Raw genomic sequence first — 17,068 nt, forward strand, 5'->3', positions numbered from 1 at the left:
CACCTCCTCAGTTGAAATAATGGACTTGCGGGCGCGTGCCCTGCTCAGGCAACAGGACGTAGGCGCTCTTCTCGCGGATAAGGCGGGAAACCTCGGAGTTCGGGTCATCGAGATCGCCAAAGGTACGAGCCTCCGCAGGGCAGCAGCGCACGCACATCGGCTCATCGCCACGGTCGGTGCGTTCCTTGCACATGGTGCACTTCTCCATCACGCCCTTGGGTCGCACCGGCACGTCCTTGTCGCCGTAATTGAAGTCGGGGTCACGAACAGGGTCTTCCCAATTGAACACACGTGCATTGTAGGGACACGCCGCCATGCACATGCGGCAGCCGATGCACTTGTCGTAGTCGATCTGCACACGCCCCTTGTCGTCCTTATACGTGGCACCCGTAGGGCACACGCGCTGGCACGCGGGGTTCTCGCAATGCTGGCAGGCAATGGGAATCGTAGTGCGTTCAAGATGGGGGTAAGCGCCTCGGGCCGCTATTTCGCTATCGCACCCCTCGTTCACGATCCTGTTCCACATCATTCCCATGGGGACATTGTTTTGCATCTTGCAAGCCACCGTGCAGGTGTTGCAACCATTGCACCGATCGAGGCTTATCGCCATTCCGTATCTTGTCATCACGCATCACCTAAGCCTTCGTCACTTCAACGAGCGTGTCGTTATACGGAATAACGCGCCCGTTCTTGAGCTTCTGCCCGCGCGGGTTCGCGTAATCATTCGTAACGTTTTGCAGCGACCCCTCGTCCATATACTTGTCCCAAACGCCCTCAACCATGGCGATGGTTCCCGGTCGTATCGACTCGCTTACAAGGCAAGGGCATTTGAATGATCCCCGCCCGTTGAACACCTCGACGACATCTCCCGCAGCAAGACCGCGGCTTTCCGCATCTACGGGGTTCATTTCGACGCGCGGCGAGTAAAACTGCTGTATCCAGGTGGAGTCAACGAGGTTTTGGTGCAGGTGGTATCTCGTACGCCTCTGGAAGAACTGCAGCGGGTAATCGTTTCTCGCAGGGTTGGAGGCATATGCTTCGTTCGGCTCCTCGTAGACGGGAATCGCCTGTCCGCAGTCCGCCAGATTCTCGTAATAGACCTCTATCTTCCCTGACGGCGTCTTGTAGGTCTGATTCCCGTAGCTTTGATATATCTCAGGCTGATTGTTCATGGGAACGATGCCGTTATTCGCGATGAGATCATCGAGGCTGATTCCCTCGAGCGCCTTGTCCTTGGGATTGTCCAGCTGCCATCGAGCCAGCTCTTCCGTGCTTTGGGGCACGTCGTCACCATAGCCAAGGCGTTTAGCGAGCTCGTTTTCGATCCAGAAATCAGAATGGCTGTTGAAGAGGGGGTCGAGCACCTTCTCCTGCAGCAGCACGTGGCCCCTGAACGAGCGGAGCATGCCGATGTCCTCTTCGCATTCGAAATGAGAGCAAACCGGAAGCACTATATCAGCCCAGTCCACGGAAGGCGTATGCCATATCTCCTGCGCGACGATGAAGTCAAGGGTCTTCGCCCACTCGTTGGTCCTGTTCTGGTTGGCCGTTCTCTGCTGGAAGGCACCGTCTTGCAGCCAGATCATATGGATTCTGCTGTTCTCGTCGCGCATGTCTACGCTGTCCTTCGGAGCGGCCGAGGTTTTGCATTCGCTCGGCAACGGCCAAGCAGGGAAGCTTCCGGAGGCATGGCCATTATGGTAAGCCTTGACGTAAGCTCCGGCTCCACGTCCTGGAATCCCCGTTCCGAACGATCCCACCAATGTCGCAAGCGTCACGGCAGCATGGCCAGACACGTCAGCATTCGCAAACTTATCGGCTCCGCCGAAGCCAAACGAGAGGATAGACGGTCCTTTGCAGGCATATTTCTCCGTTATCTCATAGATGGTTTCCTCTGGAATACCGGTCTTCTCGGCAGCCCATTTTGCAGGGCATTCCGCCATCTTCTGCTTCAGCAGGGCAAAAGCGGTCGTATATTGCTCACCCTCGATAACGACGGTGCCTTCGAGCTGGGCTGATATGCCATCTGCATTGTACGAGCGAACCTCTCCCGTTTTCTGGTCTATTACCTTGAACGGATTAGAGGCGGGGTCTTCCCCCTTCGTCGCTTCATGATCGCGCAGCAACGAGCCGTCGGATGTTTTGACCAAAAACGGCAGGTTGGTATTCGCGATGAGGTAGTCCTCATCATACCAACCGTTATCCAGGATAATCGACATCATCCCGCTGTAGAGTGCCGCATCAGTCCCCGGCTCAATCGGTATCCATCGACTGCTATTTGCCGCCGTCGTGCTGAAGTTGGGGTCGATCGTGATGATCTCAGCGCCCGCGTCCTTCGCGTCGAAGAAATAGCGAGCAGTAACCATGCAGGTCTCGAGCGAGTTGCAACCCACGTTGAGAATGGTCTTCGCATTCTTCCAATCACGGAACTCGTTAGATGCCGATCCCTGATTGCTCGGCTCGGCGAGCGCAGGAGAGAAGCCGTTTCCAAGCCCAATGTCTATTCCCGAATGGGGTTTCTCCTGAGATCCCAAGAGCCTATTCAAGTTTACCGAGAGGGAGTCCACGGAAAGCATCGTGCATATCGCGTCTTTACCGTACTTCTCTTGGATCCGCTTAACTTCGTCGGCTATCGTATCGAGAGCTTCCTCCCACGAGATCTCTACGAACTCCCCTTGGCCACGCTCTCCCACGCGCTTAAGGGGCGTCTGCAGGCGTTCCAAGCTGTAAGTGTGCTGCAGCTCGGAGATGCCCTTCACGCAAATGGTCTCGTTGCGCTTGTCAGGCCAATCGTTCGGCTCTATCAGAGCCAAACGCCCATCACGCACCGTGCACTTCAGATGGCAGTTGCATTGGCAATGGCGATAGTGGAACGTGTACGCTATGCGCTCCTCGGGCTCGGCGTGAGCCTGAGCCGGAGCCAGCCAGCCGCTCGTGCTGGTCATGCCAGCGGCGCCTGCGAGGCCGACGGCGCCAGCCGCCGCCCCTGCCGTCTTGAGAAAGCTTCGACGCGTGAGCCCGCCCTGCGAGCTGTTCGCTGTTGACATTTCTCCTCCTAGAACTGGCGGAGCATCTCTTGCCGAGCGCGTTGGGCGGGGCAAATCCACCTGAGAGGCGGAAACGTCTCACGCGGAACAGCTTCCTCTCACGTGTTTGCAGCGCCGCGTCTTCCTGCGTTCAGCTTCGCTCTCCCCTTCGCCAGGCAGCTGCGCATGCCGCCTATTGCTTAAGGCTCGAACTATCGATGCTCCTCGCGAGCAGCTTCCCGAAGCTGCTCGCCCCTTTACGTCACGATAGAATCGGCCAAATTCCATTGAAATTACTATAGCAGCATTGTCCTATGACAATCAAGGATTATCATAGGACAATTTTCAGAGCAAAGAAAGCCGTCTTGCGGGCGAAGGCACTAACGCCGACGCTGGCACCGAGAGCTCGCGTCAAAGATCATTCGAGCTCAAGGCCGTTGTCGTCGCAGTACCTCTGGCACGACCTCAGCAGGGCGTCGAAGTCGTTCTCCACGACAAGCCAGATGATCTCCCGATCAACGTCTCCGTAGGCATGAGCGAGGCGGTTGCGCACGCCCAGCACGCCGTGACGATCGAACCCGTACCGCTCCACGACCTCCTCGGAGAGACGCCCCGCCTCTTCGGTCACGCGAAACACGCGGTTCATGATGCCTTCCGCCACCAGATCGTCTTGGTCGTCCCCAGGGTCAAGAAAACGCTCCCGCGTGATGCCAAGCGCCCTCATCTGGCGCTTGGTTTGCGTTATCACGTCGTAGATCTCCTGCAGCCGCGCAAGGTCACTGCTCTTCGCGCTCATAGACGAGCACCTTCTCCCTCTCGATCGCCGCCTCAAGATTTCGGTTCTTCAGCCGCTTTGCCGACACCACGTCAACCTCGCGACCCGTAGCCTGCTCAATGCGCTTTTGGAACTGCGCGAGCTCGCGCAAGCTGAACGAGCCGTCAGCATCGTACTCGATGCGCACGTCAACGTCGCTTTCGTCGTTGAACGTCCCCCGCGCGAACGAGCCGAACAGATATGCTTTCCTGATCGCGGGAAACGCAGCGGCAGCTTGGGCGACGGCCTCGCGCACACGCTCGCCGGAAGACACCAGGATCTTCTCCACCGCCAAAGGCTGCAGGCCCACCACGCGCGGACAGGCCTCCTGATAGCGCTTGACGAGCTCCTCGCCTTCATAGCCCGCCGCAACCAGCTGGCGCAACACGAACAGCGAGACGTCCCCGTCCTCGACGTTGATCGGCTTGAGGAGCAGGCCTTCTTCGGTTTCCTCAACCCATGCATACTCAGCGAAGCCCTTCTTCTTGTAGAGCTTCGAGGGGATGGTGATCTGCCGCTTGCTGGAGATGCGCACGGTCTGGGGTCTGGCCAACGTCGACTGCGTCATGGGCTCTCCTTTCGCCAATCGCTTGGTACCAAGCGCAAAGCGATTATAGCACGGGCACAATGCATGAGGCGTCCTCCTGCCACCCCGCCCCCGATACGCCCAGACTACTTCCCCAAGGGAGCCTTTCCGACCTCCCCCAAGATGTCACCGAAACCTTCGCTGAAGCTCGAGGGGACCACCACGGTACCGCCGGTCTCGCGAACGCTCTCGTAGAGCAAGTGCATGGCGCGCAGGCGCAGCGCGACGTCATTCTCGGCATAAGCCGCGCCCATCTCGCCCACCATCTCGCAGATGTCCTGCTCGGCCTCCATGAGGATGATGCGCGCCTTCTTGCGCTGCTCAGCCTGAGCCTCGAGCGACATCACCTCTTGCAGATCGCACGGCATGAGGATGTCGCGAATCTCAACGGACAGCACGGTCACGCCCCACGGCGCCACCTTCTCCTCAAGCATGTGCTTGAGCTCGCGGTCGAGCTGCTGACGGCGGATAGCCACCTCGGCAGCTCCGCCGCGCCCTATGGCGTCGCGCAGGGCCGTCTGCGCTGCCAGCTCAACGGCGCGCGTAAAGTCTCCCACCTCGAGGCATGCCGACTTCGCATCCCACACGTGCCAGAACAGAACCGCGTTCACGTCAAGCGGCACCAGATCGCTTGTGAGCGTCTCCTCAGCGCCGAAGGTGGTCACGCGCACGCGCGTGTCAACGCGCATGGTGTTTTGCTCGACCACGGGAAACGTCCAGAACAAACCCGGCCCCGACACGCGGTTGAACTTGCCGAGACGCAGCACCACCACGCGCTCCCACTCCTGCGCGATGTGCACCGAGCACGTCATGAGCGCCGCCGCCACGAGCGCTGCGCCAATGCCTGCGAGGCCGATCCTGCCTTCAATCAGATATGCCGTGCCTAATGCCCCGACGAAAACCACCGCGAAGACCACCGTCGAGAACAGCAGCACGCCTGCGCTCGACGCCCGCTCGCCCGATACCTCGGTATAGGCGTAGCCGCTCTGGCTGTCGGGCACCACGCGCCACGAGCGCCGCGCCGTCCGTCCAGCGTCACCCGTGCCACCACCCGCAGCACCCACATCAGCTCCCTGCGACGCGCGCCCGCCTCCCGCAGGCCTGCCCGCCTTATCCTCCGAACGCCGCATGGTCGCCTCCCTTCCGCACGCCTACCTCCACTTCCACGATGCGCCCGCGACCACCCGGCATGTCGCCCTGCGCCGCATGCGCTTCCTCGAACTTGCGCTGCTTGACGCGATGCGCTATGCGCGCCAGCATGTCGTCATAGCTCAACCCCAGGTCACGACATGCGTTAATGAACTCGTCCATCACGGCCTCGACGTCTTGCCCGAATTCTTCGCCCACCTCAGCCGCGAGGTCGCGCACGAACACACCACGCCCGCGCGCGGACTCCAGGTAGCCGTCAGACACCAGGCTCAGATACGCCTTGTTCACCGTGTTGTAGTTGATGGATATGTCCGATGCCAGCCCGCGCACCGTAGGCAGCTGGTCACCCGGCTTGAAGTAGCCCGAATTGATCAGGTAGATCAACCGCTGACGCAGCTGCACCCACAGGGGCAGGTCGCTTTGCTCATCAACTTCGAAGGGAAACATTTACATCACTCCTAGAGTTGAGACGATGGGATGGATGCCCGCTTCCACCATGCAGAAGCGCAGCGCTGCGCCACCCGCGAGAACGCACGCTGCAGCGACCAGCGAGATGCCAGGCAGCTGCACGCGCAGGGCATCGGCCGCCGAGTATCGGGCCGGCCATGGCGGTCGGCTGAGCGCGACAACCACATCGAGCACGAAGGGCGCAACCAGGCCCGCAGCCACGAGGACGCCCCAAAAGACCTCGGAGAGCGCACCTCCCGTGAGCATCTCCGCTGACGTCTGCGCGGCAAGCGCGCTCTGGCCGTCAAGCACGCCGCCCCGACTCGCCGTCGCGAGCAGAGCCGTGAGAACCGCAGCTTCGAGCAGGATGAGAACCGCGTCGACGGATGCCATGCGCGCGAAGACGCGCGAGAACGTTCGCGCAGCACCCGTGAACTGCGCCGTCACAAGCGTCGCGGCCGCACCGCATGACAGCGAGGACAGCACGAACAGCACAGGCAACCACGGGCTCGCCCACAGCGGGACCGCCGCCTGCGCTTGCAGCAGAAGACCCGTGTACGCCATGGTCACGCCTGCCGTCACGAGCGAGACCGCCTCGAGCGCTGAGCGCAACGCGCGAGCCGACGCGCCCAGGCGCGCACGGCGCCACAAGAGAGCGAGCGCCGCGGAGAGCGCGAGCGTGAAGAGAAGAGCGTACGCACCCACCGTGATGTGCACGAGCGTCGGACTCGTGACCAGCAGCAACAGACGGTCGGCGCGTCCCAGGTCAACCATGAGGCAAAGCACGCCGAGCGCAAGCAGGGCAAACGCCGCAGCGAAGCTCGGCGCGAGCAGGCGCTGATACGATCGGGCCTCGCCCGCGCTCTCCCTGAGCCCACGCGGAGACAGCTTCGCGAGCATGCTCGCGATGAAGCAAGCGCCTGCGCCCGTGCCGCCGAGGAAGAGATAGCACGTCACCAGCGAGCTGAACACGACGCCCTCCTTCCGCTTGCAGGTTCTCGGCCCCGAAGCACCTCACCGTCACGCCTCGAGGCGCTTCGGGCCCACCCTTTGACTTCGTTGAATTATCCTAGGACAATTCAACGGCATTGTACGCCATGAGAGCCCCTGGAGATTGGCGCAGCGACAAGATTTCCCATTTGGGCGAAGGGGACATGGAAAAGGCGTACTATTTACCTGGCAAGCAAAGGCTGCGAGAAAGGATGAATCATGGCCGTTATGCCGCAGGAAGTCAAGGAGCTGTTCGAGAAGGTGCCCGCCGTCGCGTTCGCCACCGCGACCGCCGACGGGCAGCCCAACGCGTCGATCGTGGGCATGAAGTGGGTCATCGACGACGAGACGATCTACCTGTCCGACCAGTTCTTCAAGAAGACGCACGCCAACGTGCTGGCCAACGCCAAGGTGGCGGTGGCGTTCTGGGAGGGGCACGACGCCTACCAGATCCACGGCACCGCGCGCATAGCCGAGGGAGCCGAGCTCGAGGAGCAGAAGGCGAAGGCCGACGCGAAGTTCGCGCAGATCGGCATGCCCATCAAGGCGAAGGGCGGCGTGTTCGTGCACGTCGACGCCGTCTACACCTCGGCGGCCGGCCCCACCGCCGGCGACCAGATCGCCTAGCGCAGCGCCGATAAGCGCAACGTCGCCAAGCAGGGCGTCTGCCCCCGTCCGGCAAGACCTCAAGCCTGGCGAGGGGCAGACGCGCTAGCTGGCGTTGAGCGCGACGCGGCCGCTTACGATGCCGAAGTCGAAGCGCGCCTTCCCGTCTCCGTAGACGTAGGTGTTCCCGCTCTGCCGTGCGTCGAAGGCGCACGAGAACGAGCCCGACACCTTCTCCACGACCGCCGTGAAGCCGCCTTCGTCGGGAAGCGCCAGGTCGACCTGGCCACTCGCCACGTTGACGCGCGCGTCGCCCGGCATCACCTGCTCGCACGCCACGCTGACGTGACCGCTTGCCACGTCAGCGCGCACGCTCTGCGAGAAGACGCCGGCGACGTCCACCTGCCCGCTCGCCACGCCGAGGTCCAGCACGTCGGCTCGCACGTCGGCCACCTTGACGCCGCCCGACCCCACGTTGAGGCTCAGCGTCTCGCACGCGAGTCCCGACAGGTCGTAGGAGCCCGACGCGCCGTTGACCTTTACCGTAAGCAGCTCGTCAGCCGTGCTGCGCGGGATGACCACCTCCAGGTGCCTCACGCCGTTCACGGCCATGCAGCCGAAGAAGCCACCCGGCATGCCGTACCGCACGCTCAGCACCCCACCTGATGCTGACCACTGCATCTGCTGCGAGCGCGCGATCATGCCCGTCTGCCGCTCCACGAGCTTGACGCGGCCGTCCGTCTCGCTATCGTCAGCCACACGTACGATGACCGAGCCCGCCGCCCAGTCGATGTCAAGCGAGCGCACCTCGCCAGCATCGACGTACCTGGTGGAGACTTCCTTCGTGTTCGCCGCGACCTCGCCCGCCGGCGCGGGCGCGGCCCACAGGCCCCACGGCCCCAGATGAGCCCAGCTCGTCGTGCAGGCGCCCAGCCCGCCGATCACGAGCACGCCGCACACCACGATGGCGATGATCTTGTTGCGTGATTTCCTCGTCAGCTTGGTCATGGCACCTACCCCTGTCCGTTGTGCTCAGCGCGATAGTTCGGGTCATCCTCGATGATGCGCGCGATCCAGTAATACAGCGGGATGGTGAGGAACACGAGCCACCCCGGGTGCCACCATCCGAACAAGCACCCCGTCAGCAGGTAGAACAGCGCGCACGCCACCGGGTAGGGAAAAGAGCGCCACGCGCCACGCGAGGAGCGCGAAGGGGCAGGCGCGGGCACGGCCGGAGCGGGCTCAGGTGCTGGTGCGGACACGGCAGGCACCGGCGCGGGCGCAGCGGCAGGCTGCGGCGCAGGCTCAAGCGCAGGCACAGATGCAGCAGGCGCAGACTCGGGAGCGGACGCGAGCGCCTTCGGCTCGGCTCGCAACTCATCTTGCGGCTCGTTTTGCAACGCGGGCTCAGGCGCGGCCTCTGCCTGAGCCCGGACCTCGGCCTCAGCCTCCGCCTCGGCCTGGGCTTCCGCTTCCGCCCGAACCTGGGCCTCCGCCTCAGCCTGAACCTCCGTCCGAGCCTCCTCTTCCGCCGGCGCCCTCCCCTCTTCCCCTCGCACGAGCTTGTCGAGCGTCACCTCGTAGAGGTCGGCGAGCGCTACGAGGTTGCCCGTGTCGGGCGCCGCCTCGCCGCGCTCCCACTTCGACACGGCCTGCCGCGACACGCCCAGCTGCGCGGCAAGCTCCTCCTGGCTCAGGCCCTTCTCCCGCCGCAAGCTGGCAAGGCGCGGGGCGATCTCTCTGTTCATGCGGGAACCTCTCCTCTTCGCGACTGTCATGTTGGTCTCGCCTTCCCAGATTACGGTAGCGTCCAGCCACCTGCCAGCAACTCTGATAGCCATTTTGCGCAACCGCTGGTAGCAATCACCCCTGACCAGGTGTTTCGCGCGAAATAAAAAAACGTGGGCCCCTTTGGAAGAGCCGACGCTGAAAGGACGCATGATGACGCGAGCGCCCGCGTTCCGTGCTTGCGCTCATGTTCGCGCTTGCGCTCATGCTCGCGTTCGTACTCGCGAGCGCGTTCACGCTCGCATTCGCGCCCGCGCTCGCGGCCAGGCCCTTCGACTCGCTTCGCTCGCTCGGGACGACCGGGGAGAAGCGGCGACGCCGCGCGTCCTACCTGCCGTCCCGGAGGGCCTTGAGCTTGGCGAGGGCCTCGGGGCTGATGCGGTCGGCGACCGTGTTCTTCCGCGCCACCTTCGGGGCCTCGTCGAGGCGCGCCTCCGTGTAGTACATGCCCACCTCGTGGGAGAATCCCTCGGCGCTCATGCGGTCAACCCCGCCGCCGAACACGGTGTCCTGGATGGTGGCGTCGGAGGTGACCACGAGCGTCTCGATCATGCGCTCGCGCGCGTCGTGCGCGAGCTTCTCGATCACCTTGTCGGCCGACTGCCCCGCCGGCGAGAACATGATCTGCACGCCGCCGACCGTCTCCACCTCGCCCTGGGAGAACTCGTTGTACGCGCCGTCGAACACGATGATGGCGCGCCACTCGCGCCCCGCGTAGTTCACCACGTCGTTGATGAGGCGCTCGCGGGCCGTGTTGAACGTGTCGTCAGTGTAGTCGGGGTGCGTCGCGGAGACCAGCTTGTAGCGGCTGCCCGAGCGCAGCACGTTGTAGCCGTCGACGATCAGCAGCTTCTTGCGTTGGCGCGGCACGCTACCCTCGCAGCCCCTCGGCCGCCGTGCGGTTCTGCCGCAGCCACTCGTACATGCAGGCGGTGGACGCCTGCGCCACGTTGAGCGAGGAGATGTCGCCCACCTGCGGCAGCTTCACGCCGAAGTCGCAGTTGCCCAGAACGAGGCTCGACACGCCCTCGCCCTCGTTGCCGAACACGAGCGCGATCTTGCCCTTGAGGTTGGCGTCCCAGATGTAGTCGGCGGCGTGCTCGGTGGCGGCGGCCACCCAGAACCCCTCCTTCTTCAGGCGCTCGAGGCAGCTCGAGATGTTGGCCACCTGCGTCACGGGGATGTGCGCGATGGCGCCCGCCGAGCTCTTGTAGGTGGCGGCCGTCACGCGCGCCGCGCGCTTGTTGGGGATGACGATGCCCGCAGCCCCCACCGACTCGGCCGAGCGCGCGATGGCGCCGAGGTTCCCCGCGTCGGTGATGTGGTCGAGCACCACCACGAGCGCGCGCCCGCCGTGCTCCTCGGCGCTGCGCTGCGCGGCCTTGAGGACGGCGGTCACGTTCACGTACTCGAACGGCTTGGCCTCGGCGACGACGCCCTGGTGGCTGCCGTGGTCGGACAGCTCGTCGAGCTTCTTGCGCGGGACGCTCGTCACCGGCACGTCGAGGTTGCGCGCCTTGCGCAGGATGTCGGTGATCAGGCCGTCGCGCTGGACGTTGTCGGCCATGAGGATGCGCTTCACGGGCACGTGCGTGCGCAGCGCCTCGACGACCGGTCGCTTGCCTTCTATGTAGTCTGCCATGGGACTGCCTCTTCGAAACATCGGGAACGGGAGCCAAACGTGAACCGTTAGTGTAACACGCCGCCCTACTTCCGTCGCCAGATGTCGAGCACGATCCAGACCGACAGCAGAAACGCGCTCACGTAGCCGACGGCGGCGAGCACGGGCACGCCGAGCACGCGCGGCTCCATCGACGACAGCGACAGCATCGACGACCCCATGAACAGCCCCGCCACGATGAGCGCCAAGGTCACGCGCGTGAACAGCTTCGACAGCTTGCGGAAGGGCTCGTCGGAGCCGGTCATCTCCATGTTCACCTTGAGCTGGCCGCGCGTGAGCATCTTGAGCGTCTCGCCCGCGTAGGCCGACGCCTCGAGCGCCCCCTTGCCCGACGCGCGCAGCGCGAGCGCGAGCTCCTGCAGCGCCAACGCGAGCATCTCGGACTTGTCCGCCTCGCGCTTGAGGTGGTCGTTGATGATGGACACGATGTTCTGGTCGGCGATGTAGGCGGCCACCGTGCCCTCCACCGTCACCAGCCCGCGCGCCACGTTCGTCACCGAGCTCGGCAGCATCACGCGGCACGAGCGCGTGAGCGCCATGATGTCGTTGAGCATGTTCCCCACGTCGATCTGGCTGATGTCGACCGAGCCGTAGTCAGCCAGAAGCCCGTCGAGGTCGGCGAGGAAGCGCGTGTGGTCGATGGCGGAGTTGTCCTTCTGCACGGCGAAGCGGATGAGCGCCTCCTTGAGCTCGGCGGCGTCGCGGCTGCCCACCGCCTTGATGATGCCCGTGAACCCCGCGCGGTCGCGGTCGCTCAGGCGCCCCATGATCCCCAGGTCGATGTAGACGATCTGCCCGCCGCGGATGATGAGGTTGCCGGGGTGCGGGTCGGCGTGGAAGAAGCCGTGGTCGAGCACTTGGGTGGCGTAGTTGTCGAGCAGCTTGACGCCGATCTCCTCGAGGTCGTAGCCCGCGGCGAGAAGCCGCGCCGACTGGTTGATGGGGATGCCCTCGACGTACTCCATGACGAGCACGTACTCGGTGCACAGCTCGGAGTACACGTGCGGCGAGCCGATGAACACGCACTTCTCGTTGAGGCGCGCGAACTCCTCGAGGTTCTCGGCCTCGCGGCGGAAGTCCGTCTCCTCCAGAAACGTCTGCCACATCTCCTCGACCACCTCGCGCAAGTCGAGGAACTGGTCGTCCTTCATCACGCGCGAGGCCCGCCGCGCCAGCATGCGCATGATGTCGATGTCGAGCGCCATGGTGGCCTTCACGCCCGGGCGCTGGACCTTCACCGCCACCTGGTCGCCCGTGGCCAGGCGCGCGCGGTACACCTGCGCCAGGCTGGCGCTGCCGAGCGGCGTGGGGTCGATCTCGGCGAAGATCTCCGGGCGACGCGGGCCGTACTCGGCGTCGAGCGCGGCGAGCATGTCCGCGAAGGGAAGCGGCTCGCACTCGGCCTGCAGCTTAGAGAGCTCGTCGCAGTACGCCTGCGGGAGGATCTCGGAGCGCGTGGAGAGCGTCTGCCCGATCTTCACAAACGAGGGCCCCAGGTCCTCGAGCATGGCGCGGAACTCCTCGGGCGTGACCGAGCTCATGAGCTTGTGCTTGCGCACGATCTTCAGGATCTCGGCCATGCGCGCGCGGCGCGTCTTGGGAGACAGGTCGAAGCGCCCCTCGGGGTCCACCTCGACCTGCTCGCTGAATATGTACTTGAGCAGCGTGTTGTCAGCCATGCGGTGGCCTGCCTACTGGGCAGGCGCCTCTCCTTGCGGGGCCTCGGCTTCCGCGGGCGCGGGCTCAGCGGCGGCGTCGGCAGCGTCGGCGTCGGCGACATCGGCTGCAGCTGCGGCGTCAGCGGGCGCGGCCGGCTCAGCTGCGGCGGGCGCGGGCTCGGCGGCAGGCTCGTCCTTGAGCGCGTCCTTGGCGTTGGCCGCGGCGGCCATCTCAGCCACCTTGGCGGCGAACGCCTCGCGCTCCTGCGCCGTCATGGCCGACAGCTGCGCGGCGATCGACTCCTCGCGCAGGGTCGTGGTCGCCGTGACGGCCTGGTGCTTGAGCTCCTCGTTGAGCTGGCGTCCCTGGTCGACCGTGATCTCGCCCTTCGCGATCAGCTGCTCGACCAGCTCCTTCGACTTCTCGGCGCCCATGGCTACCGCGCCTACGCCAGCGAGAAACGCGTCCCTGAACCCATCGGTGATGCTCGACATGGTGTGCCTCCGAATCCTCGTGATTCATTCGCCTGGGGGAGCGCCACGTGCGCAGGCCCCGCCTCCCATGTTACCACCTCGCACAGCGCAGGCTCGCGGGGTGACGAAAAACCACGCCCGGGGACGAGCCGTTGCCGAGGCGGCATGCGACCCGCGAACGAGCGCGGAACCCGCGGGCGGACGCAAGCGGACGCGAGGCCCGCAGCCCACGGAACCCGCGAGCGGACGCGGGGCCCGCGGCCCACGAGGCCGAGCCGCCCTACAGCCGCGCGAGCAGGGCGGGCAGCTCGGTAATGGAGGCGAGCGTGAAGTCGGGGCCCTCGGCGGCGAGCACCTCGGGCGGGAACATGCCCCAGGTGGCGGCGACCGTCACGCACCCCGCGCCGTTGCCCGCCTGCATGTCGAACGGGCTGTCGCCCACGTACAGGCACGTCTCGGGGCGCAGGCCGAGCAGGTCGCAGCCGTGCTCCACCGGGCCGGGGTCGGGCTTGTGCGCCGGGTAGTCGTCGGGACCCACCAGGAACTTGAAGTTCGGCGCGATGCCGAGCACGTCGAGCGCGCGCTGCGCGAGCGCATGCCGCTTCGACGTGACCACGCCCATGGGGTACCCTTCCGCGGAAAGCGCCTCGAGCACCTCTTTCACCTGCGGGAACGTATGCACCATGGCGTCGTGGATGGAGTGGTTGTGCTCGCGGTAGGTGCGCACGAGCAGCTCGTGGGTGGCGTCGTCGTCCGCGAAGTCCCACATCTGCACCACGAGCGGCTGCCCCACCTTCTGCATGAGCACCTCTTCGGGAAGCTCCCTTCCGAGCACCTCTCGCGTGGCGTGGCGGAACGACGACAGGATCAGGTCATGGGTGTCGATGAGCGTGCCGTCCAGGTCGAACAGCACGCCTTGTATCTCATGTGACATGCAGCGGCTTTCCTCCTGCCTTCCGGCGGGCGGCGTCCGCGTCGCGGGCCGCCCGCCGGAAGCGCGTCATAGGCGGGCTTACGAGAAGATCGTGCTGAAGCTGCCCAGGCCGTCGGGGCGCGCGTTCTTCAGGTTGCGGTGCGCGAAGGCCATCAGCTCGGCGATGGAGGCGAGCGGCACGTTCTTCTTCTGGCCCGTGCGGCGCAGCTTCACCTCGACCATGCCCTCGGCCAGGCCGCGCTTGCCCACGATCACCTGCAGCGGCCAGCCGATGAGGTCGGCGTCGGCGAACTTCACGCCCGCGCGCTCGTTGCGGTCGTCGATGACCACCTCGAAGCCCACCTCCGCGAGGTCGCGCGCGAGCTTCTCGGCGGCGGGCTGCACCTCCTCGTCGCCCACCGTCAGCGGGACCACGCAGATGTGCGCCGGCGCCACCGACATGGGCCAGATGATGCCGTGCTCGTCGTTGTGCTGCTCGACCACGGCCGCCAGCGTGCGCGACACGCCCACGCCGTAGCAGCCCATGATGAAGGGCTGCTCGTTGCCGTCCTCGTCGGCGAAGGTGGCGCCCATCGTCTCGGAGTACTTCGTGCCGAGCTGGAACACCTGCGACACCTCGATGCCGCGCGCGCCCTCGAGCGGCAGCCCGCAGGAGGGGCAGCAGTCGCCCGGCTTCACCACGCAGAGGTCAGCCCACGCGTCAACCTGGAAGTCCTCGCCGAGGCGCGCGCCGACGAAGTGGAAGCCCTCCTCGTTCGCGCCGACGACCCACTGGGGCACGGCCTGCAGGCTGGTGGCGGCCACCACGCGGGCGCCCGCGGGAAGGCCGACCGGGCCCATCGAGCCCTTGTGCAGGCCGAACGCGAGCATCTCCTCGTCGGTCAGCAGCGTGAACCCGGGCACGGCGCGCTCGGCCTTGATCTCGTTGAGCTCGTGGTCGCCCGGGATGAACATGACCACCAACTTGCCCTCGGCGTCCTTGCCGGAGAGCGCCTTGACCGTGGACGTGGCCGGGATGTCCAGGAACTCCGCGAGGTCCTCGATGGTGTGGATGCCGGGCGTGGAGATCTTCTCCATCTGCGCGGCCTCGTGCACCGTGGGACGGGCCAGGCAGTCGCCCGCCTCGGTGTTGGCGGCGTAGCCGCAGGTGCAGTGCACGAGCTCGGCCTCGCCCGCCTCGGCCAGCGCCATGAACTCGGTGGTCACCTTGCCGCCGATCTGGCCCGAGTCGGCCTCGACGGGACGGTAGTCCAGCCCGCAGCGCTCGCAGATGCGCCCGTACGCGCCGCTCATGTCGTCGTAGGTCTCCTGCAGCGACTCCTGGGTGGCGTGGAAGCTGTAGGCGTCCTTCATGATGAACTCGCGCGAGCGCAGAAGCCCGAAGCGCGGGCGGATCTCGTCGCGGAACTTGACTTGGATCTGGTACAGCGAGCAGGGAAGCTGCTTGTAGGAGCGCAGCTCGTTGCGGATGAGCGAGGTGATGAGCTCCTCGTGGGTGGGCCCGAGGCAGAAGCCGTGGTCGTGGCGGTCGACCAGGCGCATGAGCTCGGGGCCGTAGTCGTTCCAGCGGCCGCTCTCGTGCCACAGCTCGGAGGGCTGCAGCGCCGGCATCATGATCTCCTGGCTCCCGATGCCGTTCATCTCGTCGCGCACGATGTTCTCGACCTTCGAGAGCACGCGCTGGCCGAGCGGCAGGAACGTGTACACGCCCGACGCCGTCTTGCGGATCATGCCCGCGCGCAGAAGCAGGCGATGGCTCGCTATCTCCGCGTCGGTCGGGTCCTCCTTGAGCGTGGGTGCGTACAGCTTGCTCATGCGCATTACATTGGTCATAGCTTCTCTATCTCCTCCATCAGGGCGTCGACGATTGCCGACTCGTCAACTTTTCGGACGATTTTACCATGGGAGAACACCACTCCCGCGCCGTCTCCGCAAGCCACCCCGATATCAGCATCGGCGGCCTCGCCGGGGCCGTTGACCACGCACCCCATGACGGCCACCTTGAGCGGCTCGGGGATGGCGGCGACGCGCTCCTCCACCTGCTGCGCGAGGCTGATGAGGTCCACCTGGCAGCGGCCGCACGTGGGGCAGCTGATGAGCTCCGGGGAGCGCTGGCGCAGGCCCAGGGCGCCGAGCAGCGTCCAGCACGCGCGCACCTCGAGCACGGGGTCGTCGGTGAGCGAGATGCGCATGGTGTCGCCGATGCCCTCTTCGAGCAGCACGCCGAGGCCGCACGCGCTCTTGATGACGCCCTGGAACGCCGTGCCCGCCTCGGTGACGCCGATGTGCAGCGGGACGTGCGGGATCTCGGCGGCGAGCAGGCGGTAGGTGTCGATGGTGGCCTGCACGTCATGCGCCTTGGCCGACACCACCACGTCCGTGAAGCCCCGCTCCTCCTCGAAGTAGCGCACGTAGTCGGCCGCCGACGCGGCGAGCTTCTGCGGCAGCGTGAGGTCGGCGCGCTCCTTGAGCGCGCGGTCGAGCGAGCCCGCGTTCACGCCGATGCGAATGGGGATGCCCGCCGCGCGTGCCGCCTCGATGACCTCGTCGGTCTTGGACAGGCCGCCGATGTTGCCGGGGTTGATGCGCAGCTTGGCCGCGCCGCGCCGCGCCGCCTCGATGGCGATCTGCGCGTCGAAGTGGACGTCGGCGACCACGGGCAGAGGCGACGCCTCGCAGACCGCCGCGAACGCGTCGACGCAGTCGATGTGCGGGATGGCCATGCGCACGATCTCGCAGCCCGCGTGCGCGAGCGCGTCGATCTGCGCGAGGTTCGCCGCCACGTCAGTCGCGGGCGCGTTCAGCATCGACTGCACCGCCACCGGCGCGCCGCCGCCCACGCCCACATCACCCACCATCACCTGGCGGGTGGAGAAGCGCGGCTTCTCAGTTCTCGTCTCTCCCAACTTCGTCAG

At 65.4% G+C, this 17,068-nt stretch carries 17 protein-coding genes; 1 reads left to right on the forward strand and 16 read right to left on the reverse strand.

What is annotated here, in order from left to right:
• Positions 1-7: 7 nt before the first annotated feature.
• The 7 genes from G7Y49_RS02355 to nrfD all read right to left on the reverse strand — a co-directional run bounded on the left by G7Y49_RS02355 (position 8) and on the right by nrfD (position 6,994).
• Complete coding sequence (locus tag G7Y49_RS02355; RefSeq protein ID WP_165170898.1) at positions 8-625, reverse strand: 4Fe-4S dicluster domain-containing protein; 618 nt, start codon at positions 623-625, stop codon at positions 8-10.
• A gap of 10 nt (positions 626-635) precedes the next feature.
• The gene (locus tag G7Y49_RS02360; protein ID WP_165170837.1) at positions 636-3,047 is read right to left on the reverse strand and encodes a molybdopterin-dependent oxidoreductase; all 2,412 of its coding nucleotides are present in this window, start codon (positions 3,045-3,047) and stop codon (positions 636-638) included.
• Between the two features lie 397 nt (positions 3,048-3,444).
• On the reverse strand, positions 3,445-3,822 hold the full coding sequence (locus G7Y49_RS02365; RefSeq protein WP_165170839.1) for a DUF86 domain-containing protein: 378 nt from the start codon (positions 3,820-3,822) through the stop codon (positions 3,445-3,447).
• The gene (locus G7Y49_RS02370; RefSeq protein WP_165170841.1) at positions 3,803-4,408 is read right to left on the reverse strand and encodes a nucleotidyltransferase family protein; all 606 of its coding nucleotides are present in this window, start codon (positions 4,406-4,408) and stop codon (positions 3,803-3,805) included. Before G7Y49_RS02370 ends, G7Y49_RS02365 begins: the two co-directional genes overlap by 20 nt.
• Positions 4,409-4,512: 104 nt before the next feature.
• A complete protein-coding gene (locus G7Y49_RS02375; RefSeq protein WP_165170843.1) occupies positions 4,513-5,556 on the reverse strand; it encodes a slipin family protein in 1,044 nt (347 codons plus the stop codon).
• Complete coding sequence (locus tag G7Y49_RS02380) at positions 5,537-6,022, reverse strand: GntR family transcriptional regulator (RefSeq protein ID WP_165170845.1); 486 nt, start codon at positions 6,020-6,022, stop codon at positions 5,537-5,539. Before G7Y49_RS02380 ends, G7Y49_RS02375 begins: the two co-directional genes overlap by 20 nt.
• Complete coding sequence (nrfD, locus tag G7Y49_RS02385; protein ID WP_165170847.1) at positions 6,023-6,994, reverse strand: NrfD/PsrC family molybdoenzyme membrane anchor subunit; 972 nt, start codon at positions 6,992-6,994, stop codon at positions 6,023-6,025.
• 237 nt (positions 6,995-7,231) lie between these two features.
• Between nrfD and G7Y49_RS02390 the strand changes: the two genes are divergently transcribed.
• Positions 7,232-7,639 (forward strand): pyridoxamine 5'-phosphate oxidase family protein, encoded by a 408-nt coding sequence (locus G7Y49_RS02390; RefSeq protein WP_165170849.1) that lies wholly within the window; start codon positions 7,232-7,234, stop codon positions 7,637-7,639.
• An 84-nt stretch (positions 7,640-7,723) separates the two neighbouring features.
• Here G7Y49_RS02390 and G7Y49_RS02395 read toward each other — a convergent pair whose 3' ends face one another.
• The 9 genes from G7Y49_RS02395 to ispG form a co-directional block, all read right to left on the reverse strand.
• Positions 7,724-8,626: a DUF4097 family beta strand repeat-containing protein gene (locus G7Y49_RS02395; protein WP_165170851.1), complete on the reverse strand. Its 903-nt coding sequence runs from the start codon at positions 8,624-8,626 to the stop codon at positions 7,724-7,726.
• Positions 8,627-8,631: 5 nt separating this feature from the next.
• A complete protein-coding gene (locus G7Y49_RS02400) occupies positions 8,632-9,366 on the reverse strand; it encodes a helix-turn-helix domain-containing protein (protein ID WP_165170853.1) in 735 nt (244 codons plus the stop codon).
• Positions 9,367-9,733: 367 nt separating this feature from the next.
• Positions 9,734-10,276: an NYN domain-containing protein gene (locus tag G7Y49_RS02405; RefSeq protein WP_165170855.1), complete on the reverse strand. Its 543-nt coding sequence runs from the start codon at positions 10,274-10,276 to the stop codon at positions 9,734-9,736.
• Between the two features lies 1 nt (position 10,277).
• Entirely contained in the window at positions 10,278-11,048 is a 771-nt protein-coding gene (gene rlmB / locus G7Y49_RS02410; protein ID WP_165170857.1) for a 23S rRNA (guanosine(2251)-2'-O)-methyltransferase RlmB, read from the reverse strand.
• A 65-nt stretch (positions 11,049-11,113) separates the two neighbouring features.
• A complete protein-coding gene (locus tag G7Y49_RS02415) occupies positions 11,114-12,766 on the reverse strand; it encodes an AarF/ABC1/UbiB kinase family protein (RefSeq protein ID WP_165170859.1) in 1,653 nt (550 codons plus the stop codon).
• 12 nt (positions 12,767-12,778) lie between these two features.
• Positions 12,779-13,240: a hypothetical protein gene (locus G7Y49_RS02420; RefSeq protein ID WP_165170861.1), complete on the reverse strand. Its 462-nt coding sequence runs from the start codon at positions 13,238-13,240 to the stop codon at positions 12,779-12,781.
• 259 nt (positions 13,241-13,499) lie between these two features.
• On the reverse strand, positions 13,500-14,153 hold the full coding sequence (locus G7Y49_RS02425; protein WP_165170863.1) for an HAD family hydrolase: 654 nt from the start codon (positions 14,151-14,153) through the stop codon (positions 13,500-13,502).
• Positions 14,154-14,231: 78 nt separating this feature from the next.
• Positions 14,232-15,986 (reverse strand): proline--tRNA ligase, encoded by a 1,755-nt coding sequence (locus tag G7Y49_RS02430; RefSeq protein ID WP_165170865.1) that lies wholly within the window; start codon positions 15,984-15,986, stop codon positions 14,232-14,234.
• Entirely contained in the window at positions 15,983-17,059 is a 1,077-nt protein-coding gene (ispG, locus tag G7Y49_RS02435; RefSeq protein ID WP_255465897.1) for a flavodoxin-dependent (E)-4-hydroxy-3-methylbut-2-enyl-diphosphate synthase, read from the reverse strand. Before ispG ends, G7Y49_RS02430 begins: the two co-directional genes overlap by 4 nt.
• Positions 17,060-17,068 lie beyond the last annotated feature (9 nt).

It is taken from the genome of Adlercreutzia sp. ZJ242, assembly GCF_011038995.1.
Classification (GTDB): Bacteria; Actinomycetota; Coriobacteriia; order Coriobacteriales; family Eggerthellaceae; genus CAAEEV01.

What these genes read in the sequence shown, in the direction of transcription:
- G7Y49_RS02355 (WP_165170898.1), bottom strand. Translation starts at nt 625, where the DNA reads ATGACAAGATACGGAATGGCGATAAGCCTCGATCGGTGCAATGGTTGC.
- G7Y49_RS02360 (WP_165170837.1), bottom strand. Translation starts at nt 3,047, where the DNA reads ATGTCAACAGCGAACAGCTCGCAGGGCGGGCTCACGCGTCGAAGCTTT.
- G7Y49_RS02365 (WP_165170839.1), bottom strand. Translation starts at nt 3,822, where the DNA reads ATGAGCGCGAAGAGCAGTGACCTTGCGCGGCTGCAGGAGATCTACGAC.
- G7Y49_RS02370 (WP_165170841.1), bottom strand. Translation starts at nt 4,408, where the DNA reads ATGACGCAGTCGACGTTGGCCAGACCCCAGACCGTGCGCATCTCCAGC.
- G7Y49_RS02375 (WP_165170843.1), bottom strand. Translation starts at nt 5,556, where the DNA reads ATGCGGCGTTCGGAGGATAAGGCGGGCAGGCCTGCGGGAGGCGGGCGC.
- G7Y49_RS02380 (WP_165170845.1), bottom strand. Translation starts at nt 6,022, where the DNA reads ATGTTTCCCTTCGAAGTTGATGAGCAAAGCGACCTGCCCCTGTGGGTG.
- G7Y49_RS02390 (WP_165170849.1), top strand. Translation starts at nt 7,232, where the DNA reads ATGGCCGTTATGCCGCAGGAAGTCAAGGAGCTGTTCGAGAAGGTGCCC.
- G7Y49_RS02395 (WP_165170851.1), bottom strand. Translation starts at nt 8,626, where the DNA reads ATGACCAAGCTGACGAGGAAATCACGCAACAAGATCATCGCCATCGTG.
- G7Y49_RS02400 (WP_165170853.1), bottom strand. Translation starts at nt 9,366, where the DNA reads ATGAACAGAGAGATCGCCCCGCGCCTTGCCAGCTTGCGGCGGGAGAAG.
- rlmB (WP_165170857.1), bottom strand. Translation starts at nt 11,048, where the DNA reads ATGGCAGACTACATAGAAGGCAAGCGACCGGTCGTCGAGGCGCTGCGC.
- G7Y49_RS02415 (WP_165170859.1), bottom strand. Translation starts at nt 12,766, where the DNA reads ATGGCTGACAACACGCTGCTCAAGTACATATTCAGCGAGCAGGTCGAG.
- G7Y49_RS02420 (WP_165170861.1), bottom strand. Translation starts at nt 13,240, where the DNA reads ATGTCGAGCATCACCGATGGGTTCAGGGACGCGTTTCTCGCTGGCGTA.
- G7Y49_RS02425 (WP_165170863.1), bottom strand. Translation starts at nt 14,153, where the DNA reads ATGTCACATGAGATACAAGGCGTGCTGTTCGACCTGGACGGCACGCTC.
- G7Y49_RS02430 (WP_165170865.1), bottom strand. Translation starts at nt 15,986, where the DNA reads ATGACCAATGTAATGCGCATGAGCAAGCTGTACGCACCCACGCTCAAG.